The following is a 25,042-nucleotide window of genomic DNA, read 5'->3' on the forward strand; positions in this document are numbered from 1 at the left end:
GGCGTCCGGGCCTTCGTCGGGGTCCGTGAATCGAGCCGGGCTTACAGACCCGCCGCCGCGCGGAGGGCGTCGACGCGGTCGGTGCGCTCCCAGGTGAAGTCGGAGTGCTCACGGCCGAAGTGGCCGTACGCCGCGGTCTGGGCGTAGATCGGGCGGAGCAGGTCGAGGTCGCGGATGATGGCGGCCGGGCGGAGGTCGAAGACCTCGGAGATGGCCTTCTCGATCTTCTCGGCGTCGACCGCCGCCGTGCCGAAGGTCTCGACGAAGAGGCCGACCGGCTCGGCCTTGCCGATGGCGTACGCGACCTGCACCTCGCAGCGCTGGGCGAGGCCGGCGGCCACCACGTTCTTGGCGACCCAGCGCATGGCGTAGGCGGCGGAGCGGTCGACCTTGGAGGGGTCCTTGCCGGAGAAGGCGCCGCCGCCGTGGCGGGACATGCCGCCGTAGGTGTCGATGATGATCTTGCGGCCGGTGAGGCCCGCGTCGCCCATCGGGCCGCCGATCTCGAAGCGGCCGGTCGGGTTGACCAGCAGGCGGTAGCCCTCGGTGTCGAGCTTGATGCCGTCCTCGACCAGCTCGTTCAGCACGTGCTCGACCACGAATTCCCGGATGTCGGGCGCCAGCAGCGAGTCCAGGTCGATGTCGGAGGCGTGCTGCGAAGAGACGACGACGGTGTCCAGGCGGACCGCCTTGTGGCCGTCGTACTCGATGGTGACCTGGGTCTTGCCGTCCGGGCGCAGATAGGGGATGGTCCCGTTCTTGCGGACGTCGGACAGCCGGCGGGAGAGCCGGTGCGCCAGGTTGATCGGCAGCGGCATCAGCTCGGGCGTCTCGTCGCAGGCGTACCCGAACATCAGGCCCTGGTCGCCCGCGCCCTGCTTGTCCAGCTCGTCCTCGTCGCCCTCGACCCGGAGCTCGTAGGCGGAGTCCACACCCTGGGCGATGTCCGGGGACTGTGAGCCGATCGACACCGAGACGCCGCAGGAGGCGCCGTCGAAGCCCTTCTTCGACGAGTCGTAGCCGATTTCGAGGATCTTGTTCCGCACGAGCGTCGCGATCGGGGCGTACGCCTTGGTCGTCACCTCGCCGGCCACATGCACCAGGCCGGTGGTGATCAAGGTCTCGACCGCGACCCGGGAATGCGGGTCCTCCCGCAGAAGGGCGTCGAGAATGGTGTCGCTGATCTGGTCAGCGATCTTGTCGGGGTGACCCTCGGTGACAGATTCCGAGGTGAACAGGCGGCGGGACACATCGCTCCCTGGGGTTGCAGCGGCTGCTGGCTGATCATGGTCGGGACCGCGCGGGGGCTGCGCCCGATGCGGTTCCTGGGCCAGTTTATCCGGCACGTCCACCGGTCAAGCATCCCCGTCCCACAGAACGGGCAGGCCCGTGACCGGGAACATACCTTGCCTCAAGCCGAAATACAGCCCCACCCCGCCGTGGCAGGGATGTGTCATGAGCCCGATCGGCCGTGTCCCGCCCCCTGTCGAGCCTGTTGTCGCGCCTGTCGAGAATTCCGGGGAGCCCCGCGTCGGGCCTGTCGAGAAATCCCGGGGAGCCCCGCCGGACCGGATCCGGCGCGGCCCCGGGTCCGCCCTCAGCCCAGGCGCCGGGCCACCAGGTCCCAGACCGTGTCGGCGAGCGCGCCCTTGGGGCCGTACGGCACGGGCGTCTCGGTGCCGTCGGCGCCGAGCACCACGGCCTCGTTGGTCTCGGCGCCGAAGGTCTTGTGCTCCCCGACCTCGTTCACCACGAGCAGATCGCAGCCCTTGCGGACCAGCTTCGCGCGCCCGTTCGCGAGCACGTCGTCGGTTTCGGCGGCGAAGCCGACCACGATCTGGCCGGGGCGGGCGCGCTCCGCGGAGATCTCGGCGAGGATGTCCGGATTCCGCACCAGGGCGAGCGGCTCGGGCTCCTGGCCCTCGCGCTTCTTGATCTTCCCTTCGGCGTACTGGGCGGGGCGGAAGTCGGCGACGGCGGCGGCCATGACCACGGCGTCGGCGTCCGCGGCGGCCTTGAGGACGGCCTCCCGCAGCTGTGCCGCGGTGCCCGCGCGCACCACATCGGCGCCGGCCGGGTCGGGCAGCTCGCTGTTGGCCGAGATGAGCGTCACCCGCGCGCCCCGGGCGACGGCGGCACGGGCCAGGGCGTACCCCTGGCGGCCGGTGGAGCGGTTGCCGAGGAAGCGCACCGGGTCCAGCGGCTCGCGGGTGCCTCCGGCGCTGACCACGACATGGCGGCCGGCCAGATCGGCGGTGAGCGCCTCGGCGCCGCGGGCCAGCACCCGGCGGCAGACCTCGAAGATCTCCCCGGGGTCCGGCAGCCGCCCCTTGCCGGTGTCCACACCGGTGAGCCGCCCCACGGCGGGCTCGATGACGACGGCGCCGCGGCGGCGCAGGGTCGCCACGTTCTCCTGGGTGGCCGGGTGCTCCCACATCTCGGTGTGCATCGCGGGCGCGAAGACGACCGGACAGCGCGCGGTGAGCAGCGTATTGGTGAGCAGGTCGTCCGCCAGGCCATGGGCGGCCTTGGCGAGCAGATCGGCGGTGGCGGGGGCGATCACGACCAGGTCGGCGGACTGGCCGATGCGGACGTGGGGCACCTCGTGGACGGACTCCCAGACCTCGGTCGTCGCCGGATGTCCGGACAGCGCCGACCAGGTCGCCTCACCGATGAAGTGCAGCGCCGAGGCGGTCGGCACGACGCGTACGTCATGGCCGGACTCGGTGAGGCGGCGCAGCAGCTCACACGCCTTGTAGGCGGCGATCCCGCCACTGACGCCCAGGACCACCTCGGGCTTGTCCATCGCTCGGCTCTCCCCACCGGGTACGTCGTATGCCGCATCGGGCGTTACGTCCTGTCACGGTACGCCGGGTCGGCTCACGTACCCATGACACACCACGGGCCCGGCATCACTGCCGGGCCGGTGGTTCAAGCGCTTCGGAGCCTACTGGGCGGGGCCCTCGATGGCCTCTGAGGTCAGCAGGCCCGCGTTGATCTCACGGAGCGCGATCGAGAGGGGCTTCTCGTGGACGTGGGTGTCCACGAGGGGACCGACGTACTCGAGCAGGCCCTCACCGAGCTGGGAGTAGTACGCGTTGATCTGGCGGGCGCGCTTGGCCGCGTAGATCACCAGGCTGTACTTGGAGTCGGTGGCCTCGAGCAGCTCATCAATCGGAGGGTTGATGATCCCCTCGGGCGCGGTCATGGGAGAGGACACTCTCTAGCCTTCCTTATTTCGCCTGACGGCAAGAGTGAATCGAAGATCAAGCCACTCGCATCAAGGCTAGCAGCTCACTGGCCACGTCCTCGACGGAGGTATTGACCAAGGTCATATCGAACTCTGACTCGGCGGCCAGCTCGGTCCGCGCGGCCTCCAGCCGCCGCTCGATCACCTCGGGCGCCTCGGTGCCCCGGCCGGTGAGCCGGCGCACCAGCTCCTCCCAGCTCGGCGGGGCGAGGAAGACCAGCTGCGCCTCCGGCATGGACTCGCGGATCTGCCGTGCGCCCTGGAGATCGATCTCCAGCAGCACCGGCTCGCCCGCGCCGAGGCGGTCCATGACCGCCTCGCGCGGGGTGCCGTAGCGGTTGCCCGCGAAGTCGGCCCACTCCAGCAGCTCACCATTTGCTATGAGCTTGTCGAACTCCCCGTCGTCCACGAAGAAGTAGTGGACGCCGTCCCGCTCACCGGGGCGCGGGCGCCGGGTCGTGGCGGAGACCGAGAGCCAGACCTCGGGGTGTTCCTTGCGCATATGGGCGACGACCGTGCTCTTGCCGACCCCGGAGGGGCCGGAGAGCACGGTCAGTCGCGGTCGTGCGGAGTGTGCTGCCATGGAGCGATTATCCAGGTTCCCGGGAGTGCCTGGAAACGCCGGGCCGGGTCAGCCGGCGGCGCCGCCGAACTCACGCTCGAGCGACGCGATCTGGTTGGAGCCCAGACCCCGCACACGACGGCTTTCGGAGATGCCGAGCCGCTCCATGATCTGCTTGGCGCGGACCTTGCCGACGCCGGGCAGGGACTCGAGGAGAGCGGACACCTTCATCTTGCCGATGACATCGTTCTCCTGGCCCTGCTTGATGACCTCGTGCAGGGAGGCGCCGGAGTGCTTGAGTCGATTCTTGACCTCGGCGCGCTCCCGGCGAGCCGCGGCGGCCTTTTCTAGCGCGGCTGCGCGCTGTTCAGGGGTAAGGGGCGGAAGAGCCACGCCTACGTCACCTCGGATGTCGAACTGTCGGATATGGACCGGTGAGGAACCTAGTCGCCCCTCACCTGGGGAGCAACGCGCAACGCAGCGCGCGTTCGCTCTCGTCGGAGACTAGCGGCCGATCCCGCTCCAGTCAGCGAGAACAGACGAAAAGTCCTGGTCAGACTCGCTCGACTCCGACATTTACGGACAAAGTAGCCGGGTTATTCGGCCACGGCACGCACTTCATCAGCCATTCGGGATGCCGCGGCGACCAGCGACGCGGCATCCGGACCGTGCCGGAGCACCCCCCGGCTGACGCTCGGAAGAACATTTCGCACCGCCGCGCCGAAGACCGCCGGAAGATCGGCTGGGGTCGCGCCCTGGGCCCCGATGCCGGGGGCCAGCAGCGGCCCGTCGATCGCCAGATCGGCGCCCAGCCGGTGCGCGGTGCCGCCGAGGGTGGCCCCGACCACGGCCCCGTACGAGCCGAGGCGGCCCTCGGCGGCCTCGGCGGCGTTCTCGGCCTTGAGCGCGGTCAGCACGGTGGCCGCGACGGTCGTCCCGTCGGGCCGCACCGCGTGCTGCACCTCGGCGCCCTCCGGGTTGGACGTCAGCGCCAGCGCGAAGACGCCCGCCCCCGCCGCCCGCGCCGCGTCCAGCGCCGGGCGCAGCGAGCCGAAGCCGAGGTAGGGGCTGACGGTGACGGCGTCCGAGAAGAGCGGGCCGGCCGGATCCAGATAGGCGGAGGCGTACGCGGCCATGGTCGAGCCGATGTCGCCGCGCTTGGCGTCCATCAGCACCAGCGCCCCGGCGGCGCGGGCGTCGGCGACGGCCCGTTCCAGCACCGCGATGCCGCGGGAGCCGAACCGCTCGAAGAAGGCCGACTGCGGCTTGAGGACGGCGACCCGCTCGGCGAGGGCGTCCACGACGGTCCGGGTGAACCGCTCCAGACCGGCCACATCGTCCCCCAGGCCCCAGTCGGCCAGCAGGGAGGCGTGCGGGTCGATGCCGACGCACAGCGGGCCGCGGGCGTCCATGGCGGCGCGCAAGCGGGTGCCGAAGGGGGTGGGTGCGGATCTCGTCATCGGTCTCTCCTTCGGGATGCGTACGGGGTGTCCTGCCGATGCCCAACCGTGGGGGCTCCGCCCCACTCCCCCGCCGGGGCTCCGCCCCGAGCCCCGCTCCTCAATCGCCGGAGGGGCTGGGCGGGGCGGCCGCGCCGACGGCCTCGGCGAGGGTGGCGTACGGGCTCGCGGCCAGGCGGGCCGCGAGGCCGCGGTGGATCTCACGGCACCAGAACGGCCCGCGGTAGATGAACGCGCTGTAGCCCTGGACCAGCGTCGCCCCCGCGAGGATCCGCTCCCAGACGTCGTCCGCGGTCTCGATCCCGCCGACCCCGACCAGGGTCAGCCGGTCCCCCACCCGGGCGTACAGACGGCGCAGCACCGCCAGGGAGCGCGCCTTCAGGGGCGCGCCGGACAGGCCGCCGGTCTCGGCGGTGAGCCGGGCGGGAGAGGCGAGGCCGAGGCCGTCGCGCGCGATGGTGGTGTTCGTGGCGATGATGCCGTCCAGGCCGAGCTCGACCGCCAGATCGGCGACCGCGTCCACGTCCTCGTCGGCGAGGTCCGGCGCGATTTTGACCAGAAGTGGCACCTTGCGACCGGTGACCGTGCGGTCCGCGGCCTCGCGGACCGCGGTCAGCAGCGGCCGCAGATGGTCCACGGCCTGGAGATTCCGCAGTCCGGGGGTATTGGGCGAGGAGACGTTGACGACGAGGTAGTCGGCGTGGGCGGCGAGCCGCTCGGTGGACGTCACATAGTCGGCGACGGCCTCCGCCTCCGGGACGACCTTGGTCTTGCCGATGTTGACGCCGACCGTCGTACGGAAGGCCGGGCGCCGGGCCGCGAGACGGGCCGCGACCGCCGCCGAGCCCTCGTTGTTGAAGCCCATCCGGTTGATCAGGGCGCGGTCGGCGACCAGCCGGAAGAGCCGCCGCTTGGGGTTGCCGGGCTGCGGCTGGGCGGTGACCGTGCCGATCTCGACATGGTCGAAGCCCAGCATGGCCATGCCGTCGATCCCGGCGGCGTTCTTGTCGAATCCGGCGGCGAGCCCGAACGGCCCGTGCATCCGCAGGCCCAGCGCCTCGGTGCGCAGCGCCTTGTCGCGGGGGGCGAGGAGGGCCGCGACGAAGGTGCGCAGGACGGGGACGCGGGCGGCCAGCCGGATCCAGCCGAAGGCCAGGTGGTGGGCCTCTTCCGGGTCCATGCGCCGGAAGAGCAGGTTGAAGAGCAGCGAGTACATGAGGGGCTTTCTGCGCGCGGCGGAAGCGGGGGAAGAGTGGCGGCTCGCGAAGAGGGGGACACCGGCCGGTGTCCCCCTCCCTCGCCTCACTCCTCGCGGGCGGCGGTCAGATGTTCCGCGTGTTCCTGGAGCGATCGGACGCCGACCGCGCCCCGGCCCAGCGCCTCGATGCCCTGGACGGCGGCCGCGAGCGCCTGGACGGTGGTCAGGCACGGGACGCCGCGGGCGACGGACGCCGTACGGATGTCATAGCCGTCGAGCCGGCCGCCGGTGCCGTACGGGGTGTTGACGATCAGGTCGACCTCGCCCTCGTGGATGAGCTGGACGATGGTCTTCTCGCCGTTCGGGCCCTCGCCCTCGCTGTGCTTGCGCACCACGGTCGCGTTGATCCCGTTGCGCTTGAGCACCTCCGCCGTGCCCGAGGTGGCCAGCAGCTCGAAACCGAGGCCGACCAGCTCCCGGGCCGGGAAGATCATCGAGCGCTTGTCGCGGTTGGCGACGGAGACGAACGCGCGCCCCTTGGTCGGCAGCGCGCCGTACGCCCCGGCCTGCGACTTGGCGTAGGCCGCGCCGAAGACCGAGTCGATGCCCATGACCTCACCGGTGGAGCGCATCTCCGGGCCGAGGATGGTGTCCACCCCGCGCCCGGAGGCGTCCCGGAACCGGCTCCACGGCATCACGGCCTCCTTGACGGAGATCGGGGCGTCCATCGGCAGCGTGCCGCCGTCGCCGCTGGAGGGCAGCAGCCCCTCGGCGCGCAGCTCGGCGATGGTGGCGCCCAGCGAGATCCGGGCGGCGGCCTTGGCCAGCGGTACCGCGGTGGCCTTGGAGGTGAAGGGCACGGTACGGGAGGCGCGCGGATTGGCTTCCAGCACGTAGAGGATGTCCCCGGCCATCGCGAACTGGATGTTGATCAGCCCGCGGACGCCGACCCCGCGCGCGATGGCCTCGGTCGAGGCGCGCAGCCGCTTGATGTCGAAGCCGCCGAGGGTGATCGGGGGCAGCGCACAGGCCGAGTCGCCGGAGTGGATTCCGGCCTCCTCGATGTGCTCCATGACGCCGCCGAGGTAGAGCTCCTCGCCGTCGTAGAGCGCGTCCACGTCGATTTCTATGGCGTCGTCGAGGAAGCGGTCGATGAGCACGGGGTGCTCGGAGATGAGCCCGGCGTGCCGCTCCAGGTACGCGGCGAGCGAGGGCTCGTCGTAGACGATCTCCATTCCGCGGCCGCCGAGCACATAGGAGGGGCGGACCATGACCGGGTAGCCGATCTCGGCGGCGATGCCCTTGGCCTGCTCGAAGGAGAAGGCGGTGCCGTACTTGGGCGCGGGCAGCCCGGCCTCGGTGAGCACCCGGCCGAAGGCGCCGCGCTCCTCGGCGAGGTTGATCGCCTCGGGCGAGGTGCCGACGATCGGCACGCCGTTGTCCTTGAGCGCCTGGGCCAGGCCCAGCGGGGTCTGGCCACCGAGCTGGACGATGACCCCGGCCACCGGGCCCGCCTGCGCTTCCGCGTGGACGATCTCCAGTACGTCCTCCAGGGTGAGCGGCTCGAAGTAGAGCCGGTCGGAGGTGTCGTAGTCGGTGGAGACGGTCTCCGGGTTGCAGTTGACCATGACGGTCTCATAGCCCGCGTCATGCAGCGCGAAGGAGGCGTGGACGCAGGAGTAGTCGAACTCGATGCCCTGGCCGATGCGGTTGGGACCCGAGCCGAGGATGATCACCGCGGGGGTCTCGCGCGGGGCGACCTCGGACTCCTCGTCGTAGGAGGAGTAGAAGTACGGGGTCCGGGCGGCGAACTCGGCGGCGCAGGTGTCGACCGTCTTGTAGACGGGCCGGATGCCCAGCGCGTGCCGCACCTCGCGGACCACGTCCTCGCGCAGCGAGCGGATCCCGGCGATCTGGGCGTCGGAGAAGCCGTGCCGCTTGGCCTCGGCGAGCAGCTCGGGGCCGAGCTTGCCGGCGGCGGCGATCTCGTCCGCGACCTCCTTGATCAGGAAGAGCTGGTCCACGAACCACGGGTCGATCTTCGTGGCGTCGAAGACCTCCTCCGGAGTGGCCCCGGCGCGGATGGCCGCCATGACGGTGTTGATCCGGCCGTCGGTGGGGATCACGGCCCGCTGGAGAAGCTCGGTCTTGTCGCCGGGCTCCCCGGTGAAGTCGAACTGGCTGCCCTTCTTCTCCAGCGAGCGCAGCGCCTTCTGGAGCGCCTCGGTGAAGTTGCGGCCGATGGCCATGGCCTCGCCGACCGACTTCATGGTGGTGGTGAGCCGGGCGTCGGCGGCCGGGAACTTCTCGAAGGCGAAGCGCGGCACCTTGACCACGACATAGTCGAGCGTGGGCTCGAAGGAGGCCGGGGTCTCCTGGGTGATGTCGTTGGGGATCTCGTCCAGGGTGTAGCCGACGGCCAGCTTCGCGGCGATCTTGGCGATGGGGAAGCCGGTGGCCTTGGAGGCGAGCGCCGAGGAGCGGGAGACGCGCGGGTTCATCTCGATGACGATGACCCGGCCGTCCTCGGGGTTGACCGCGAACTGGATGTTGCAGCCGCCGGTGTCGACGCCGACCTCGCGGATGACGGCGATGCCGATGTCCCGCAGGATCTGGTACTCGCGGTCGGTGAGCGTCATCGCCGGGGCGACGGTGATCGAGTCACCGGTGTGCACGCCCATGGGGTCGAAGTTCTCGATGGAGCAGACGACCACGACGTTGTCGTTGCGGTCGCGCATCAGCTCCAGCTCGTACTCCTTCCAGCCGAGGATGGACTCCTCCAGGAGCACCTCGGTGGTCGGCGAGAGGGCCAGGCCCTGGCCCGCGATACGGCGCAGCTCGTCCTCGTCGTGGGCGAAGCCGGAGCCCGCGCCGCCCATGGTGAAGGAGGGGCGGACCACGACGGGGTAGCCGCCGAGCTCCTCGACGCCCGCGAGGACGTCGTCCATGGAGTGGCAGATGACCGAACGGGCGGACTCACCGTGGCCGATCTTGGCCTGGACGGCCTCGACGACCTCCTTGAACTGGTCGCGGTCCTCGCCCTTGTGGATCGCCTGGACATTGGCGCCGATCAGCTCGACGCCGTACTCCTCGAGGATGCCCGCCTCGTGCAGCGAGATGGCGGTGTTGAGCGCGGTCTGGCCGCCGAGGGTGGGCAGCAGCGCGTCGGGGCGCTCCTTGGCGATGATCTTCTCGACGTATTCCGGGGTGATCGGCTCGACATAGGTGGCGTCGGCGATCTCCGGGTCGGTCATGATCGTGGCCGGGTTGGAGTTGACCAGGATGACCCGCAGGCCCTCGGCCTTCAGCACCCGGCACGCCTGGGTGCCGGAGTAGTCGAACTCGGCGGCCTGGCCGATGACGATCGGGCCGGAGCCGATGACCAGAACGGACTGGATGTCGGTGCGCTTAGGCACGCTGGCCCTCCATCAGGGACACGAAGCGGTCGAAAAGGTACGCGGCGTCATGCGGACCGGCGGCGGCTTCGGGGTGGTACTGGACGCTGAACGCGGGGCGGTCGAGCAGCCGCAGCCCCTCGACCACGTTGTCGTTGAGGCAGACGTGGGAGACCTCGGCGCGGCCGAAGGGGGTGTCGGACGGCGCGTCGAGCGGGGCGTCCACGGCGAAGCCGTGGTTGTGGGCGGTGACCTCCACCTTGCCGGTGGTGCGGTCCTGCACCGGCTGGTTGATCCCGCGGTGGCCGTACTTCAGCTTGAAGGTGCCGAAGCCGAGCGCGCGGCCGAGGATCTGGTTGCCGAAGCAGATGCCGAACAGCGGCGTGGAGCGCTCCAGCACGGCCCGCATCAGGGCGACGGGGTGGTCGGCGGTGGCCGGGTCGCCGGGGCCGTTGGAGAAGAAGACCCCGTCCGGGTTCACCGCGTAGACGTCCTCGGCGGTGGCGGTCGCGGGCAGCACGTGCACCTCGATGCCGCGCTCGGCCATCCGGTGCGGGGTCATGCCCTTGATGCCCAGGTCGATCGCGGCGACGGTGAACCTCTTGGTGCCGATCGCCGGGACGACGTACGCCTCCTCGGTGGCCACCTCGCCGCTGAGGTCGGCGCCCTTCATCTGCGGGGCCTCCCGCACCTTCGCCAGCAGGGTGGCCTCGTCGGCGAGCGCCCCGCCGGAGAAGATGCCCACGCGCATGGCGCCGCGCTCGCGCAGATGGCGGGTGAGAGCGCGGGTGTCGATCCCGCTGATGCCGACGACGCCCTGGGCGCTGAGCTCCTCGTCGAGCGAGCGGCGGGAGCGCCAGTTGGAGGGCGTACGGGCCGGGTCGCGCACCACATAGCCGGAGACCCAGATCCGCTTCGACTCCGGGTCCTCGTCGTTGACGCCGGTGTTCCCGATGTGCGGGGCGGTCATCACGACGACCTGGCGGTGGTAGGAGGGGTCGGTCAGGGTCTCCTGGTAGCCGGTCATCCCGGTGGAGAACACGGCCTCGCCGAAGGTCTCCCCCACGGCCCCGTAGGCCCGGCCGCGGAAGGAGCGGCCGTCCTCCAGGACGAGGACTGCGGGGCTGGTGGCCCCCCTGTTGGAGGTGGTCATCGTGCACCTTCCTGGTTGTGCTCGGTGTTCTTGACGGCCAGGGCCTCGACCCAGACCGGGTGCTCGGCCGCGTGGTCGGAGCGGAAGCCGGAGTCGATCAGCCGGTCACCGTGGCTCCAGGTGATCACCAGCAGCCCGCCCTCGGCGAGGACCTTGCCCGCGATGCCCTTGTCGAGCCGGGCGCCGCGCAGCTCGGCGGCGGGGATGAAGAAGTCCTGCGCGCCCGGCCGTACGACGCTCACGCCCTGGTCGGTGAGGGTGAGCTCGACCCGGCTGCGGGTGCCGAGGCCATGGGCGACGATCCGGTCCAGCCACTGCCCGGCGGTGGTGGAGCCGTGGTAGCGGCCGCTCATCGACACCTTGGGCTCGCCGGGCTCGGCCGGGGCCTGGGGCAGCTCGGGGAGGTCGCCCTGGAGGGTGCCGCGCCACTTCCAGCCCTCGCGCATCAGCCAGTAGACCAGCGCGATGACCAGCAGCAGCCCGACGACCCAGCCGAGCCGGGCGGCCCAGTCCGTCACGTCCTGCGATTTCTGCTCGGCCGCGAGGCCCGCGAATCCCGCGAGGCCCGCCACCGGATGACTCGGAGTCGTCACGCCAGCTTCCCGTCCACAACCGTCGCCCGGCCCCGCAGGAAGGTGTACGTCACGCGGCCCGGCAGTTCGCGGCCCTCGTAGGGGGTGTTGCGGCTGCGGGAGGCGAAGCCCGCGGGGTTCACCACACCACGGTAAGCCGAGTCGAGCAGGGTGAGGTTGGCGGGCTCCCCGGCGGCGATGGGACGGCCGTGACCGGTCAGGCGGCCGATGGCCGAGGGCCGCGCCGACATCCGGTCGGCGACGCCCGTCCAGTCCAGCAGCCCGGTGTCCACCATGGTGTGCTGGACCACGGACAGCGCCGTCTCCAGGCCCACCATGCCCATGGCCGCCGCGCCCCACTCGCAGTCCTTGTCCTCGTGCGGATGCGGGGCGTGGTCGGTGGCCACGCAGTCGATGGTGCCGTCGGCGAGCGCCTCGCGCAGCGCCATCACATCGGCCTCGGTGCGCAGCGGCGGGTTCACCTTGTAGACGGGGTCGTAGGAGCGTACGAGCTCGTCGGTCAGCAGCAGGTGGTGCGGGGTGACCTCGGCGGTGACGTTCCAGCCCTTGGACTTGGCCCAGCGGACGATCTCCACCGAGCCCGCGGTGGACAGATGGCAGATGTGCACCCGGGAGCCGACGTGCGCGGCGAGCAGCACATCGCGGGCGATGATCGACTCCTCGGCGACGGCCGGCCAGCCGCCCAGGCCCAGCTCGGCGGAGACGACGCCCTCGTTCATCTGGGCGCCCTCGGTGAGCCGGGGCTCCTGGGCGTGCTGGGCGATGACGCCGTCGAACGCCTTCACGTACTCCAGCGCGCGGCGCATGATCACCGCGTCGTCCACGCACTTGCCGTCGTCGGAGAAGACCCGCACCCCGGCGGCGGAGTCGTGCATCGCGCCCAGCTCGGCGAGCTTCTTGCCCTCCAGGCCCACGGTCACCGCCCCGATGGGCTGTACGTCGCAGTAGCCGGACTCCTTGCCCAGCCGCCACACCTGCTCGACGACGCCCGCGGTGTCGGCCACCGGGAAGGTGTTGGCCATGGCGTGGACGGCGGTGAAGCCGCCGATCGCGGCGGCCCGGGTGCCGGTGAGGACCGTCTCGGAGTCCTCCCGGCCGGGCTCGCGCAGATGGGTGTGGAGGTCGACCAGGCCCGGCAGCAGGATCTGCCCGGTGGCGTCGATCACGGTGGCGCCGTCGGCGTCGAGGCCGGTGCCGACCGCGGCGATGCGCTCGCCCTCGATCAGCACGTCACGCGGCTCACCGCCGAGCACCTTCGCCCCGCGCAGCAGCGTCTTGTGGGTGTCGCTCATGGTCACTTGCTCTCCTCGGTGCGGGCGGCGGCGACGGCGGACTCGTTCCCGCCGAGCAGCAGGTACAGGACGGCCATGCGGATCGAGACCCCGTTGGCGACCTGCTCGACGGCGGTGCAGCGGTCGGAGTCCGCGACATCGGCGGTGATCTCCATGCCGCGGTTCATGGGGCCGGGGTGCATCACGATGGCGTGCTCGGGCATCCGCGCCATCCGGTCGCCGTCCAGGCCGTAGCGGCGGGCGTACTCCCGCTCGGTGGGGAAGAACGCGGCGTTCATGCGCTCGCGCTGGACCCGCAGCATCATCACGGCGTCGGTCTTGCCGATCACCGCGTCCAGGTCGTAGGAGACCTCGCAGGGCCAGCTCTCCACGCCGAAGGGGACCAGCGTCGGCGGGGCGACCAGGGTGACCTCGGCGCCCAGGGTGGACAGCAGATGGACGTTGGAGCGGGCCACCCGGCTGTGCAGGACGTCGCCGACGATGGTGATCCGGCGGCCGGACAGGTCCTGGCCCACGCCGGACGCCCCGGAGGCCAGCCGGCGGCGCATGGTGAACGCGTCGAGCAGCGCCTGGGTGGGGTGCTCATGGGTGCCGTCGCCGGCGTTCACCACGGCGCCGTTGATCCAGCCGGAGGTGGCCAGCCGGTGCGGGGCGCCGGAGGCGTGGTGGCGGATCACCACGGCGTCGGCGCCCATCGCCTCCAGGGTGAGCGCGGTGTCCTTCAGGGACTCGCCCTTGGAGACCGAGGACCCCTTGGCGGAGAAGTTGATCACGTCGGCGGAAAGCCGCTTGGCGGCCGCCTCGAACGAGATGCGGGTGCGGGTGGAGTCCTCGAAGAAGAGGTTGACGACGGTACGGCCGCGCAGGGTCGGCAGTTTCTTGATCGGCCGGTCGGCGAGCCGGGCCAGTTCCTCGGCGGTGTCGAGGATCAGGACGGCGTCGTCGCGCGAGAGATCGGCGGCCGAGATGAGGTGGCGCTTCATCCGGTTGCTCCGTGGGTGAAGGAGGTGTGCGGGCGTGCGGGCGGGCAGGCGCGGGGACCGGTGGCCTGGCGGCACCGGTGGTACGTCGGGCGGGTTCCCCTCCGGTCGCCGGGGTGGCACTCGCCGTCGGTGCGGGGCGCTACTTCCCGTCCGCCGGGGTGGTCTCGCGCAGCCCGAGGAGCACGCTGTCGCGGCCGTCCTCCTCGGTGAGCTGGACCTTGACCGTCTCCCGCAGCGACGTGGGGAGGTTCTTGCCGACGTAGTCGGCGCGGATCGGCAGTTCCCGGTGGCCGCGGTCGACGAGGACCGCGAGCTGCACAGCGCGCGGCCGCCCGATGTCGCCGAGGGCGTCGAGGGCGGCGCGGATGGTGCGGCCGGAGAAGAGCACATCGTCGACGAGGACCACGAGGCGGCCGTCGATGCCGTCGTCGGGGATCTCGGTGCGGGCGAGCGCGCGGGCCGGGCGCAGCCTCAGGTCGTCGCGGTACATCGTGATGTCGAGCGAGCCGACCGGGATCCGGCCGGGCTTGCCGGTGATCTCTTCGAGCCGGGCGGCGAGCCGCCGGGCGAGAAAGACACCACGGGTGGGAATGCCGAGCAGCACCACGTCATCGGCGCCTTTGGCGCGCTCGACGATCTCGTGGGCGATGCGGGTGAGCACGCGCGCGATATCCGGTGCTTCCAACACCGAGCGCGCGGCGTCCGAGGTACGGGCGTCCATACGAGGACCTCCTTCTCCGCCTCACGGGACGGACCTTAAAGGACGGTCGGATTTGCGCCATTCACACTAGCAGGGATACCGAGTGCCCCCGTCAACACCCCTGGCCGGAGCCCCTCCGCTCCGTTCGGCTTGACGAATGGAAATTACGCTGCGTAACCTCACAGTGAGTGACCAGCCGCGCGGCACAGCCGCACGTCGATACAGCGTCCGGGGAGCTTTATGTCCAGCGAATACGCCAAACAGCTCGGGGCCAAGCTCCGCGCCATCCGCACCCAGCAGGGCCTCTCCCTCCACGGTGTCGAGGAGAAGTCCCAGGGCCGCTGGAAGGCCGTGGTGGTGGGATCGTACGAGCGCGGCGACCGCGCCGTGACCGTGCAGCGTCTCGCCGAGCTGGCCGACTTCTACGGCGTCCCGGTGCAGGAGCTGCTTCCGGGCACGAGCCCGGCCGGGGCCGCGGAGCCGCCGCCGAAGCTGGTACTGGACCTGGAGCGACTGGCCCATGTGCCGGTCGAGAAGGCGGGCCCGCTACAGCGGTACGCCGCGACGATCCAGAGCCAGCGTGGTGACTACAACGGCAAGGTGCTCTCGATCCGTCAGGACGATCTGCGCACCCTCGCCGTCATCTATGACCAGTCGCCGTCCGTGCTGACCGAACAGCTGATCAGCTGGGGCGTGCTGGGCGCCGACGCCCGCCGCGCGGTCCAGCACGAAGACGTCTGAGTCCCTCTTTCCCCTGTTCACCTGCAGAAACGTGCCGCCGGGGGCAGTGGAGCCCTGACTGGGTCCTCCACCGCCCCCGGCGGCTTTGTCGTGTGATGAACGCGGCTATGCCTGGTGCCGGCTATCCCTGGTGCTCCCGGGGCTCCTGCTCACGACGCAGACTCGGCTTCAGCTCCTTGATGCGGCCCAGCAGGCCGTTGACAAAGGCCGGCGAGTCATCGGTGGAGAACTCCTTGGCGAGCTGCACCGCCTCGTCGATCACCACCGCGTCCGGGGTCGCGTCCTCCCACACCAGCTCATAGGCGCCCAGCCGCAGGATGTTCCGGTCGACGACCGGCATCCGGTCCAGCGTCCAGCCCACCGCGTAGGTGGCGATCAGCTCGTCGATCCGGCCGATGTGCTGGGCATAGCCCTCGACGAGCTGCATCGTGTATTCGCTGACCGGCGGCTGCCGGTCGTCGGTCCGGGCGAGCCGGATCCAGTCCGCGAGCACGGTCTGCACGGTGCTGCCGCGCTGATCGGCCTCGAAGAGGATCTGGAAGGCGCGCTTACGGGCCTTGTTGCGGGCAGCCACGGTTAGTTGTTCACCCGACCGAGGTACTCACCGGAGCGGGTGTCGACCTTGATCTTCTCACCGGTGGTGATGAACAGCGGCACACCGATCTCGTAGCCGGTCTCCAGCTTGGCGGGCTTGGTGCCACCGGTGGAGCGGTCGCCCTGGACACCCGGCTCGGTGTACTCGATCACCAGCTCGACGGCGGCGGGCAGCTCGACGTACAGCGGGTTGCCCTCGTACATCGCCACGACGGCCTCGAACCCCTCGAGCAGGTAGCGGGCGTTGTCGCCGACGACCTCGGGGGTGATGTAGATCTGGTCGAAGGTGTCCATGTCCATGAACACAAAGCTCTCGCCGTCCTTGTACGAGAACTGCATGCCGCGCTTGTCGACATTGGCCGTCTCGACCTTCACACCGGCGTTGAAGGTCTTGTCGACCACCTTGCCGGACAGCACGTTCTTGAGCTTGGTGCGCACGAAAGCGGGGCCCTTGCCGGGCTTGACGTGCTGGAACTCGACGACGGACCACAGCTGGCCGCCGTCGAGCTTGAGCACCATGCCGTTCTTGAGGTCGTTCGTGGATGCCACGGTTGCGGGTTCTCCTGGACTACAGCTGGTGGAGACCAGAGAGCCGCCGGCGCGCCCGGTTCCGCTAGAGCGCGAGCAGCTCTTTGGTCGTGATGGTGAGTAGCTCGGGTCCGCCGTCCGCCTCGGGGCGGACGACGAGCGTGTCATCGATCCGGACACCGCCCCGGCCCGGGAGGTGGACCCCCGGCTCGACGGTGACCGGCACACAAGCGTCCAGTTTACCCATGGCGGACGGTGTGAGCCGAGGGTCCTCGTCGATTTCCAGGCCCACACCGTGTCCGGTGCACGGTTCCAGCCCGTCTCCGAAGCCCGCGGCGGTCAGCACCTGACGGGTCACCCGGTCCACGTCCCGGTACGCCCGGCCCGGCAACAGCGCCTCCCGCCCGGCCCGCTGAGCGGCGAAGACGGCATCGTACAACTCGACCTGCCAGTCCGCGGGCGAGGGCCCGATGACGAAGGTGCGGCCCACCTGGCAGCGGTAGCCGCGGTAGTCGGCGCCGAGGGAGATGGTGAGGAAATCGCCCTCCTCGACCCTCCGGTCGGTGGGCAGATGGGCGGGACGCCCGGCGTTGGGCCCCGCCGCGACCACGGTGGGGAAGGCCGGGCCGTCCGCGCCGTGGTCGACCAGCCGGCGCTCCAGCTCCAGCGCCAGATGCCGCTCGGTGCGGCCCACCAGGATCGACTCCAGCAGCTCGCCGAGCGCCTGGTCGGCGAGCTCCCCGGCGATCCGCATACAGGAGATCTCCTCGTCGTCCTTGATGAGCCGCAACTGCTCGACGGCGCGGCCCAGATCGGCGAGGCGGACGCGGGGGGCGGCGGCGCCGAGCGCCCGATGGCGGGCGACGGTCAGATCGTGCTCCTCGACGGCCAGCGACTCGGCGCCGTCCGCCGCGGCCAGATCGGCGGCGGCCACGGCCGGATCGCCGTCCGCGCCGGGCACCACCAGCAGCCGCGGCTCGTCGGAACGCGGTGGCCCCGCGGAGAGCGGGGGCGCGGACGGGACCTCGGTGGCCACCAGCACATCCTGGACGGGTCCGAGCAGCAGCACGGCCCCGGGCGGCACGGCGCCGCACAGATAGCGCACATTGGCGGGCCGGGACACCAGCGCCGCCGCGCTCCCGGCCGCGGTGCACTGATCGTGCAGACGGGCACGTCGGGCCGCGTACACCTCGGACATGTCCCCGAGCGTACGCACGCCTGCCGGGTACGGCCGGTCGAGCGGGTCCGGACGGGGGGTTGTTACCAGCTGGGTGGGCTCGCGATGGAGCGGGTGACGACCTCGTCGAGCATGCGGGCCGTGGTCTCCACGTCGTACGTGGAGTTGTCGATGATCGGCAGGCCGGAGCCGTACCACCCCGCCATCCGGCCGTGGATCCGCGCCACCTCCTCGTCGCTGAGGCGGCGGTTCCCGCTGCGGGCCGCGTTCCGCTCCAGGACGATCTCCAGGCCCGGAAGGACCACCACCGGCAGCAGCCCGGGGCCCACATGGCGCTTCCAGCCGCCGAGGCCGACGACCGGGCGGTCGGGGAAGACGGCGTCGTCGAGGATGCAGGAGATCCCGTTGGCCAGGAAGTTACGGGCGGCGAAGCCGCAGGTGCGGCGGGCGAGACGGTACTGCGCCTCGGAGTGCTCGTTCCACCCCGACTGGGGGTTGGCGAAGCCGGACCGGACCCACTCCCGCACATCGTCCAGGCTGATGTGCGCGGTCGGCACCCGGCGGCGGTCGGCCCAGTAACGCGCGACCGTGGTCTTGCCCGCCCCGGCCGGTCCGATCAGCAGCACCGCCACCGCCGCCTGCGAGACATCGGCGAGCGACGGGTCCGACGGGGGATGCGGCAGCGGCACCGGACCGCCGGGCGGCAGCTGGACATGGCCGGTGGTGTTCACCGTCTCCAGCGGCGCCCCGGGAGGCGCGGGCGGGGCCGGCGGAGGGGACACCGGATGCTGCGCGGGCGGTACCGGGTGCCCGGCCACGGGAGGCACGGGCGGGGCGGGGGGGTTGGGGTGAGGTCCCGGGTGATGGTTCGCATTCGCGCCCTGCGCCCATCCCGCGCCCTGCGGCCCGGGAACCGGCCCCGGCCGGTGGGGCGGTGGCAGCGGAGCTCCCGCATGCTGCATCCGGTGGCACTCCGTCTCGTACAGGCAGTTCTCGTCCGACAACTGTCAGGTGCTGATACGGCGCTGGGGCCGCTCCTACCGAACGGTACCTGCCCAAAGCTCCGCTGTGTGAACGGACCGCAAACCCGCTGTGTCCCCGCCGCCCCTCGCCAGCCAGGCATTTCGTCCCTCAAGGGCCGCAACCGCCAGGGCCCGGGGGCTGTTCGAAAGCCCGCGGCGGAGCCGCGGGCTTTCGAAGGCGATGACAGAGCTGTGACGCGGGAAGACGGTGACGGACCGGGTCAGCCGGAGACCTCGGCGTACGCCGCGAGCAGCACCGCCGGGTCCGGGCCCTCCAGCACGGTGGGCTTGGCGATACCGTCCAGGACGATGAAACGCAGCAGGTCACCGCGGGACTTCTTGTCGACCTTCATGGTCTCCAGCAGCTTGAGCCACTGGTCGCCGCGGTAGGTGAGCGGCAGGCCCACGGCCTCCAGGACGGTGCGGTGCCGGTCGGCCGTGGCGTCGTCCAGACGGCCCGCCAGCCGGCCCAGCTCGGCGGCGAAGACCATGCCCACGGAGACGGCCGCGCCATGGCGCCAGTTGTAGCGCTCGTTCTTCTCGATGGCGTGGGCGAGCGTGTGTCCGTAGTTGAGGATCTCCCGCAGCCCGGACTCCTTGAGGTCGCTGGAGACGACCTCGGCCTTGACCCGGATGGAGCGCTCGATGAGCTCGGCGGTGTGCGGGCCGGCGGGCGTACGGGCGGCGACCGGGTCCCGCTCGATGAGCTCCAGGATCTCCGGGTCGGCGATGAAGCCCGCCTTGATGACCTCGGCGAGCCCGCTGACGTAGTCGTTGACCGGCAGCGAGTCCAGCGCGGCCAGATCGCACAGCACCCCGGCCGGGGGGTGGAAGGCGCCGACGAGGTTCTTCCCCTCGGCCGTGTTGATCCCGGTCTTGCCGCCGACGGCGGCGTCGACCATGCCGAGCACGGTCGTGGGGACGGCGATCCAGCGCACTCCGCGCAGCCAGGTGGCGGCCACGAATCCGGCGAGGTCGGTGGTCGCGCCGCCGCCGACACCGACGATCACATCGGTGCGGGTGAAGCCGGTCTGCCCGAGCGCCTTCCAGCAGTACGCGGCGACCTCGGCGGTCTTGGCCTCCTCCGCGTTGGGCAGCTGGATCGCGATGGCGTCGTACCCCTGCTCGGCGAGGTCCTGGCGGATCGCCTCACCGGTCTCGGCCAGCGCCTCGGGGTGCAGAACGGCGACGCGCTTGGCGGCCGTGCCGAGCAGCCCGGGGAGCTCGCCGAGCAGCTGCCGGCCGATCAGCACCTCGTACGGCGCGGTGCCCGCGGTGCCTCCGACCTGGACGCGCGTGGGGGTCTCGGCCACAGGGGATGTCATGCGTTCTTCAGCTCCAGTACGTCCAGGACGGCCTCGGCGACGGCCTCGGGGGTGCGGTCCTCGGTCGACACCACGGCGCGGGCGACCTCGGTGTACAGCGGGCGGCGCTGCTCCATCAACTCGCGCCAGCGCTGGCGCGGATTGACCGCGAGCAGCGGGCGCGGGGCGTCAAGGCCGGTGCGCTTGACGGCCTCGGCGACGCCCATCTCCAGGAAGACGACGGGGAGGCCCGCGAGCAGCGCCCGGGTGCCCTCGTCGAGGACGGCGCCGCCGCCCAGCGCGAGCACGCCCCGGTGCCCGGCGACGGCGGCCCGCACCGCCTGCCGCTCCAGCTCGCGGAAGTGCGGCTCGCCCTCGTCGATGAAGATCTCCGAGATCTCCTTGCCCGCCGTCGCGACGATGTCGGTGTCGGTGTCGCGGAAGGTGGTGCCGAGCCGCTCCGCGAGCACCTGCCCGACGGTGGTCTTACCGACCCCCATGGGCCCGACCAGCACAACGGCCGGACCCCCGCCGATCTCCCCACTCACCGGATGGCCAGGTTCTCGAGGAAGCCCTTCACATTGCGGCGGGTCTCGGGAACCGAGTCGCCGCCGAACTTCTCCGCGACCGCGTCCGCCAGCACCAGCGCGACCATCGCCTCGGCGACGATCCCGGCGGCCGGGACGGCGCACACGTCGGAGCGCTGGTGGTGGGCCTTGGTGGCCTCGCCGGTGGTCACATCGACCGTGGCCAGCGCCCGCGGCACGGTCGCGATCGGCTTCATCGCGGCCCGGACGCGCAGCAGCTCGCCGGTGCTCAGCCCGCCCTCGGTGCCGCCCGAGCGGCCCGTGGAGCGCCGGATGCCCTCGTCCGTGGAGACGATCTCGTCATGGGCCTTGGAGCCGGGCACCCGCGCCAGGTCGAAGCCGTCGCCGACCTCGACGCCCTTGATGGCCTGGATGCCCATCAGCGCGGCGGCCAGCCGTGCGTCGAGCCGGCGGTCCCAGTGCACATGCGAGCCGAGGCCCACCGGTACGCCGTACGCGAGCACCTCGACGACACCGCCGAGCGTGTCGCCGTCCTTGTGGGCCTGGTCGATCTCGGCCACCATCGCCTTGCTCGCGTCGGCGTCCAGGCAGCGCACCGGGTCGGCGTCCAGCCTCTCGACGTCGGAGGGCTTGGGGAGGACGCCGTACGGCGCCTTCGCGGCGGCCAGCTCCACGACGTGCGAGACGATCTCGATGCCGGCCGTCTCCTTGAGGTAGGAGCGGGCGACGGTGCCCAGCGCCACCCGGGCGGCGGTCTCGCGGGCGCTGGCGCGCTCCAGGATCGGCCGGGCCTCGTCGAAGCCGTACTTCTGCATCCCGGCCAGGTCGGCGTGGCCGGGGCGGGGGCGGGTGAGCGGGGCGTTACGGGCGACGCCCTCGAGGATCTCGGCGTCCACCGGGTCGGCGGCCATGACCTGCTCCCACTTGGGCCACTCCGTGTTGCCGACCATGATCGCGACCGGGGAGCCGAGGGTCAGCCCGTGACGTACGCCGCCGATGAAGGTGACCTCGTCGCGCTCGAACTTCATCCGGGCACCGCGGCCATAGCCGAGCCGCCGTCGGGCCAGGGCGTCCGCCACCATGTCGGTGGTGATCGGCACCCCGGCGGGCAGCCCCTCCAGCGTCGCCACGAGTGCGGGGCCGTGCGACTCCCCCGCGGTCAGCCAGCGCAACCTGCTCAACGGTGCTCCCTCATGCGCGTGCCTCGACGTCGTGCGGCGCGGCCCGGTCCGCGCGACTCCGGCCCGCACCTCCGATCCTCCCACGACCGGGGCGTCCGCTCGGTTCGTGGTCCATGAGGTGGACGCTCGCGGCGCCCCGGAGAGGGGCCGGGGACGGGCCGGACGGGCACGACGAGGAGCCGGACGGGGCCGACGAGGGGCCCGTGGGACGGCTCAGCGGGCCGTCAGCGCCTCGCGCATCGCGGCCAGCGGCGCCGGGGCGCGGCCCGTCATCTGCTCGACCTGGAGCACCGCCTGGTGCACCAGGAGGTCCAGGCCGCCGACCACCGAGCCGCCGCGCGCCGCCCAGGCGGCGGCCAGCGGGGTGGGCCAGGGCTCGTAGAGGACGTCGAAGAGCGCGCCGGGGCGGTCCGGTACGGCCGCGGCGAGCGCGTCGGCGGTGCCCGCGGGGGTGGTGGCGATCACCAGCGGCGCGCCGAGCGCCTCGGCCGCGTCGCCCCAGTCCGCGGTGCGCACCACGACGCCCAGCCGCTCGCCCCACTGCCGCATCTCGGCGGCGCGGGCCTCGCTGCGGACGTACGCGGTGACCTCGCCGTCGCAGATCCGGGAGAGCGCGGCCAGCGCGGAGGAGGCCGTGGCGCCGGCGCCCAGCACGGCGGCGCGCTCCACGCGCCCGACGCCGCGCTCCCGCAGCGCCGCCAGCATGCCGGGGATGTCGGTGTTGTCCCCGCGCCTGCGGCCGTCGTCGCCGAAGACGACCGTGTTGACGGCCTCCACCGAGGCCGCGGTGTCGCTGATCTCGTCCAGCAGCGGGATGACGGCGCGCTTGAGCGGCATGGTCAGGGACAGCCCGGCCCAGGCCGGTCCCGCGTCCTCGCCGAGGTGCTTGAAGAAGTCCGGCAGCCCGGTCTCGTCCACCTCGAAGCGGTCGTACGTCCAGCCGGTCAGGCCCAGTTCGCGGTAGGCGGCGCGGTGCAGCACCGGTGACAGGGAATGGGCGATCGGCGAACCGAGCACCGCTGCCCTGCGGTTTTCCGACATCATCCCTCAGCCATTGTTCTTGCGCTGCTTATTGAACTTGTCGACCCACTTGAGATGCTCCGTGTAGGTCCTAGAGAAGTGGCTCTTGCCGTCGACCGCGACAAAGTAGTACCACCCGTCGGAGGTCGGGTTCATGGACGCCTTCAACGCGTCCGCACCCGGATTGCCGATCGGACCCGGCGGGAGCCCCTTGTAGAAGTAGGTGTTGTACGGGTTGTCGTATCCCTTGATCTCACTGATCGGGATGTCCAGCTTGCTCTGATTCTTGATGTAGTTGTACGAGGAGTCGAACTCCACCTTGCCGTTGGTCTCCGGGTTCGCGGGCTTCAGCCGGTTGTAGACGACCTCGGCCATCTTCCGGAAGTCGTCATGGGTGACGCCCTCCGCCTGGACCAGGCTGGCCACGCTGATGAGCTGGAGCGGGGACTTCAGGCCCAATTCCTTGGCCTTGCCCTCCAGATCCAGGCCGGAGTAGTTCCGATTGGCCTCGGCGACCATCTTCCGCAGTACGTCCGCGGGTTTGGCGCCCTCGCCCACGCTGTAGCGGGACGGGTACAGGAAGCCTTCCAGCGGATCCTTGATCTTGCTGTTGTCGTCGGCCCAGGAGGGCAGCCCGAGGTTCTTGGCCTCCTTCTTGGCGACGCCCGCGGTGGTCCCCGCCTTGAGGCCGATCTTCTTGTCGATCGCCGCGTAGATCGTGGCGTCGCGCATGCCCTCGGTGACGATCAGGGCGTTGCTGCTGCTGGGGTCGAGCATCAGCTTGACCGCCGCCGCGCCGGACATCTCCTTGCGCAGGGTGTAGGTGCCCGGCTGGACGAACTTGCCGCTGTCCTCCACGGCGTCGACGAAGGCGCCGCTGCTCTTGACCACGCCCTTGTCGGCGAGGATCGAACCGATCTCGGCGTTGCCGGAGCCGGACGGAACCTCCACCTCGATCCGGCCGGTGCCCTGGCCGGAGTAGTCGGGCGCGGGGCCGAAGCGGGTCTGCCAGAAGTCGTAGGCGTAGTAGCCGCCTCCGCCGACCACACCCACCAGGACGACGGTCACGAAGAGGCAGGCCACGCCGCTGCGGCGCTTCTTGGGCTTGCCCTTCTCGCCGGAGCGCTCGCCGTCCTCGCCGTCGTCGTCCGCATCCTCGGCGTCGCCCCGGCCGCCGCCGTCGTTGAAGAACGGATGGTCGTCCTCTTCGTCCGCCTGGAGGGGCGGCTCCTCGGGGGCCTGGCGCTGGCGCGGCACCTGGTGCTCCGCGGGCACCGTGGGCATCTGCTGGGTGCCCTGTTGTCCCTGGTAGGGGTCCTGGCCCGGGTAGGAAGCGCCCTGGCCGCCATAAGGGTCCTGCGGGTCCATCCCGCCGTACGAGCCGTCCTGGCCCGGGTAGGGGCCGCCCTGGCCGGGGTACTCCTGCGGGTGGCGCTGATGCGGGTAACCGGCGTCCTGGCCGTCCCACTGGGGCTGCTGATGCTGCTGCTGGGGGTCCTGCGGATAGCCGTGCGGATACTGCTGGTGTCCGTAGGGGTCCTGGCCGTACGGGCCCTGGCCGTAGCCACCCTGACCGTAGGGATCCTGGCCGTAGGCGTCCGGTGCGTACGGATCCTGTGCGTAGGTGTCCTGCTGGGCGTAGGGGTCCTGCGCGTACCGGTCCTGTGCGTAGGGATCCTGGCCGGCCGCCGCGTGGTGGCCGCTCCACTCTCGGTCCCCGTACAGCGGATCCTCGGGGTGCCACGGTTGGGAGCCGGGTCCCCGGCCGTACTCAGTCATCGATCCCCTAGCGACGGAGGTGGTCACCGCTCGGCGTGTTCGTGGGCACGGGCGGCGGCGGCCATGCCGCGCGGAACGTTACCGTATCGCGATCAGATGACCACTTCGACGGCTTCCCCCGGGGCCCTCCCCGAGACCCGCTCGGTCTCCAGCGCGCTCTGAAGGATCACCACGGCCGCCGCCTGGTCAACGACGGAACGGCCCTTCTTGGACGTCACCCCGGAGGCGCGCAGCCCCTGGGACGCTGTGACAGTGGTCATACGCTCGTCGACGAGCCGCACCGGCACCGGGTTGACCCGCCGTGCCAACTCGCGCGCGAAGGTGCGCACTTTGGCCGCGGCCGGCCCCTCGCGCCCGTTGAGCGAGCGCGGCAGGCCGACCACCACCTCGATCGGTTCGTACTCCTCGACGATCGCCACGAGCCGCTTGTGGGCGGCCGGGATGTCGCGTCCCGGCACGGTCTCCACGGGGGTGGCGAGGATCCCGTCGGGGTCGCACGAGGCGACCCCGATCCGGGCGTCCCCGACATCGATGGCGATCCGCCTGCCGCGTCGCACGATGA

Annotated in this window: 24 protein-coding genes; 1 reads left to right on the forward strand and 23 read right to left on the reverse strand. The window is 71.3% G+C overall.

From position 1 onward, the window contains the following. Positions 1-41: 41 nt before the first annotated feature. The 13 genes from metK to pyrR all read right to left on the reverse strand — a co-directional run bounded on the left by metK (position 42) and on the right by pyrR (position 14,607). The gene (gene metK / locus KHP12_RS12750; RefSeq protein WP_037951673.1) at positions 42-1,250 is read right to left on the reverse strand and encodes a methionine adenosyltransferase; all 1,209 of its coding nucleotides are present in this window, start codon (positions 1,248-1,250) and stop codon (positions 42-44) included. A 347-nt stretch (positions 1,251-1,597) separates the two neighbouring features. Continuing rightward, positions 1,598-2,806, reverse strand: a complete 1,209-nt coding sequence (gene coaBC, locus KHP12_RS12755; protein WP_211832957.1) for a bifunctional phosphopantothenoylcysteine decarboxylase/phosphopantothenate--cysteine ligase CoaBC — start codon at positions 2,804-2,806, stop codon at positions 1,598-1,600. A gap of 141 nt (positions 2,807-2,947) precedes the next feature. Beyond that, the gene (rpoZ, locus tag KHP12_RS12760; protein WP_020867048.1) at positions 2,948-3,208 is read right to left on the reverse strand and encodes a DNA-directed RNA polymerase subunit omega; all 261 of its coding nucleotides are present in this window, start codon (positions 3,206-3,208) and stop codon (positions 2,948-2,950) included. Between the two features lie 58 nt (positions 3,209-3,266). Next, entirely contained in the window at positions 3,267-3,833 is a 567-nt protein-coding gene (gene gmk, locus KHP12_RS12765) for a guanylate kinase (RefSeq protein WP_086885643.1), read from the reverse strand. A 48-nt stretch (positions 3,834-3,881) separates the two neighbouring features. Further along, positions 3,882-4,205, reverse strand: a complete 324-nt coding sequence (locus KHP12_RS12770) for an integration host factor (protein ID WP_009713618.1) — start codon at positions 4,203-4,205, stop codon at positions 3,882-3,884. 203 nt (positions 4,206-4,408) lie between these two features. Then, positions 4,409-5,272 (reverse strand): orotidine-5'-phosphate decarboxylase, encoded by an 864-nt coding sequence (pyrF, locus tag KHP12_RS12775; RefSeq protein WP_086885642.1) that lies wholly within the window; start codon positions 5,270-5,272, stop codon positions 4,409-4,411. Positions 5,273-5,372: 100 nt separating this feature from the next. After that, positions 5,373-6,488, reverse strand: a complete 1,116-nt coding sequence (locus KHP12_RS12780; RefSeq protein WP_086880252.1) for a quinone-dependent dihydroorotate dehydrogenase — start codon at positions 6,486-6,488, stop codon at positions 5,373-5,375. Positions 6,489-6,574: 86 nt separating this feature from the next. Further along, the gene (carB, locus tag KHP12_RS12785; RefSeq protein WP_086880253.1) at positions 6,575-9,886 is read right to left on the reverse strand and encodes a carbamoyl-phosphate synthase large subunit; all 3,312 of its coding nucleotides are present in this window, start codon (positions 9,884-9,886) and stop codon (positions 6,575-6,577) included. Then, on the reverse strand, positions 9,879-11,018 hold the full coding sequence (gene carA, locus KHP12_RS12790; protein ID WP_086880254.1) for a glutamine-hydrolyzing carbamoyl-phosphate synthase small subunit: 1,140 nt from the start codon (positions 11,016-11,018) through the stop codon (positions 9,879-9,881). Before carA ends, carB begins: the two co-directional genes overlap by 8 nt. Continuing rightward, a complete protein-coding gene (locus KHP12_RS12795; protein ID WP_208652871.1) occupies positions 11,015-11,611 on the reverse strand; it encodes a PH-like domain-containing protein in 597 nt (198 codons plus the stop codon). Before KHP12_RS12795 ends, carA begins: the two co-directional genes overlap by 4 nt. Beyond that, the gene (locus KHP12_RS12800; RefSeq protein ID WP_086880256.1) at positions 11,608-12,903 is read right to left on the reverse strand and encodes a dihydroorotase; all 1,296 of its coding nucleotides are present in this window, start codon (positions 12,901-12,903) and stop codon (positions 11,608-11,610) included. The genes KHP12_RS12795 and KHP12_RS12800 overlap by 4 nt, the downstream gene beginning before the upstream one ends. Before the next feature lie 2 nt (positions 12,904-12,905). Then, a complete protein-coding gene (locus KHP12_RS12805) occupies positions 12,906-13,886 on the reverse strand; it encodes an aspartate carbamoyltransferase catalytic subunit (protein ID WP_086880257.1) in 981 nt (326 codons plus the stop codon). Positions 13,887-14,025: 139 nt separating this feature from the next. Beyond that, positions 14,026-14,607, reverse strand: a complete 582-nt coding sequence (pyrR, locus tag KHP12_RS12810; protein WP_037951650.1) for a bifunctional pyr operon transcriptional regulator/uracil phosphoribosyltransferase PyrR — start codon at positions 14,605-14,607, stop codon at positions 14,026-14,028. 219 nt (positions 14,608-14,826) lie between these two features. Between pyrR and bldD the strand changes: the two genes are divergently transcribed. Beyond that, positions 14,827-15,327, forward strand: a complete 501-nt coding sequence (gene bldD, locus KHP12_RS12815) for a transcriptional regulator BldD (protein WP_014056259.1) — start codon at positions 14,827-14,829, stop codon at positions 15,325-15,327. Between the two features lie 121 nt (positions 15,328-15,448). Here the strand turns inward: bldD and nusB are convergent, their stop codons facing one another. The 10 genes from nusB to ruvX all read right to left on the reverse strand — a co-directional run bounded on the left by nusB (position 15,449) and on the right by ruvX (position 25,037). Beyond that, positions 15,449-15,901, reverse strand: coding sequence for a transcription antitermination factor NusB (gene nusB, locus KHP12_RS12820; protein ID WP_086880258.1), 453 nt, complete (start codon positions 15,899-15,901; stop codon positions 15,449-15,451). A gap of 2 nt (positions 15,902-15,903) precedes the next feature. Next, positions 15,904-16,470: an elongation factor P gene (efp, locus tag KHP12_RS12825; RefSeq protein WP_037951647.1), complete on the reverse strand. Its 567-nt coding sequence runs from the start codon at positions 16,468-16,470 to the stop codon at positions 15,904-15,906. Positions 16,471-16,534: 64 nt separating this feature from the next. Further along, positions 16,535-17,647 (reverse strand): aminopeptidase P family protein, encoded by a 1,113-nt coding sequence (locus KHP12_RS12830; RefSeq protein ID WP_210610204.1) that lies wholly within the window; start codon positions 17,645-17,647, stop codon positions 16,535-16,537. 62 nt (positions 17,648-17,709) lie between these two features. After that, positions 17,710-18,588, reverse strand: a complete 879-nt coding sequence (locus KHP12_RS12835; protein WP_210610201.1) for a Pro-rich N-terminal domain-containing protein — start codon at positions 18,586-18,588, stop codon at positions 17,710-17,712. Positions 18,589-18,869: 281 nt separating this feature from the next. After that, complete coding sequence (gene aroB, locus KHP12_RS12840) at positions 18,870-19,961, reverse strand: 3-dehydroquinate synthase (protein ID WP_211834841.1); 1,092 nt, start codon at positions 19,959-19,961, stop codon at positions 18,870-18,872. A gap of 8 nt (positions 19,962-19,969) precedes the next feature. Further along, positions 19,970-20,452 (reverse strand): shikimate kinase, encoded by a 483-nt coding sequence (locus KHP12_RS12845; protein ID WP_244203283.1) that lies wholly within the window; start codon positions 20,450-20,452, stop codon positions 19,970-19,972. A gap of 44 nt (positions 20,453-20,496) precedes the next feature. Beyond that, entirely contained in the window at positions 20,497-21,681 is a 1,185-nt protein-coding gene (aroC, locus tag KHP12_RS12850) for a chorismate synthase (protein WP_138916564.1), read from the reverse strand. Between the two features lie 213 nt (positions 21,682-21,894). Further along, positions 21,895-22,722 carry a shikimate dehydrogenase gene (locus KHP12_RS12855; RefSeq protein WP_211834842.1) on the reverse strand — a complete coding sequence of 276 codons (828 nt, stop codon included), beginning with the start codon at positions 22,720-22,722 and terminating at the stop codon, positions 21,895-21,897. Between the two features lie 6 nt (positions 22,723-22,728). Then, the gene (gene mltG, locus KHP12_RS12860) at positions 22,729-24,480 is read right to left on the reverse strand and encodes an endolytic transglycosylase MltG (RefSeq protein WP_211832958.1); all 1,752 of its coding nucleotides are present in this window, start codon (positions 24,478-24,480) and stop codon (positions 22,729-22,731) included. 92 nt (positions 24,481-24,572) lie between these two features. After that, positions 24,573-25,037 carry a Holliday junction resolvase RuvX gene (gene ruvX / locus KHP12_RS12865; RefSeq protein ID WP_211832959.1) on the reverse strand — a complete coding sequence of 155 codons (465 nt, stop codon included), beginning with the start codon at positions 25,035-25,037 and terminating at the stop codon, positions 24,573-24,575. Positions 25,038-25,042 lie beyond the last annotated feature (5 nt).

The sequence above is a fragment of the Streptomyces asiaticus genome, from assembly GCF_018138715.1.
Classification (GTDB): domain Bacteria; phylum Actinomycetota; class Actinomycetes; order Streptomycetales; family Streptomycetaceae; genus Streptomyces; species Streptomyces asiaticus.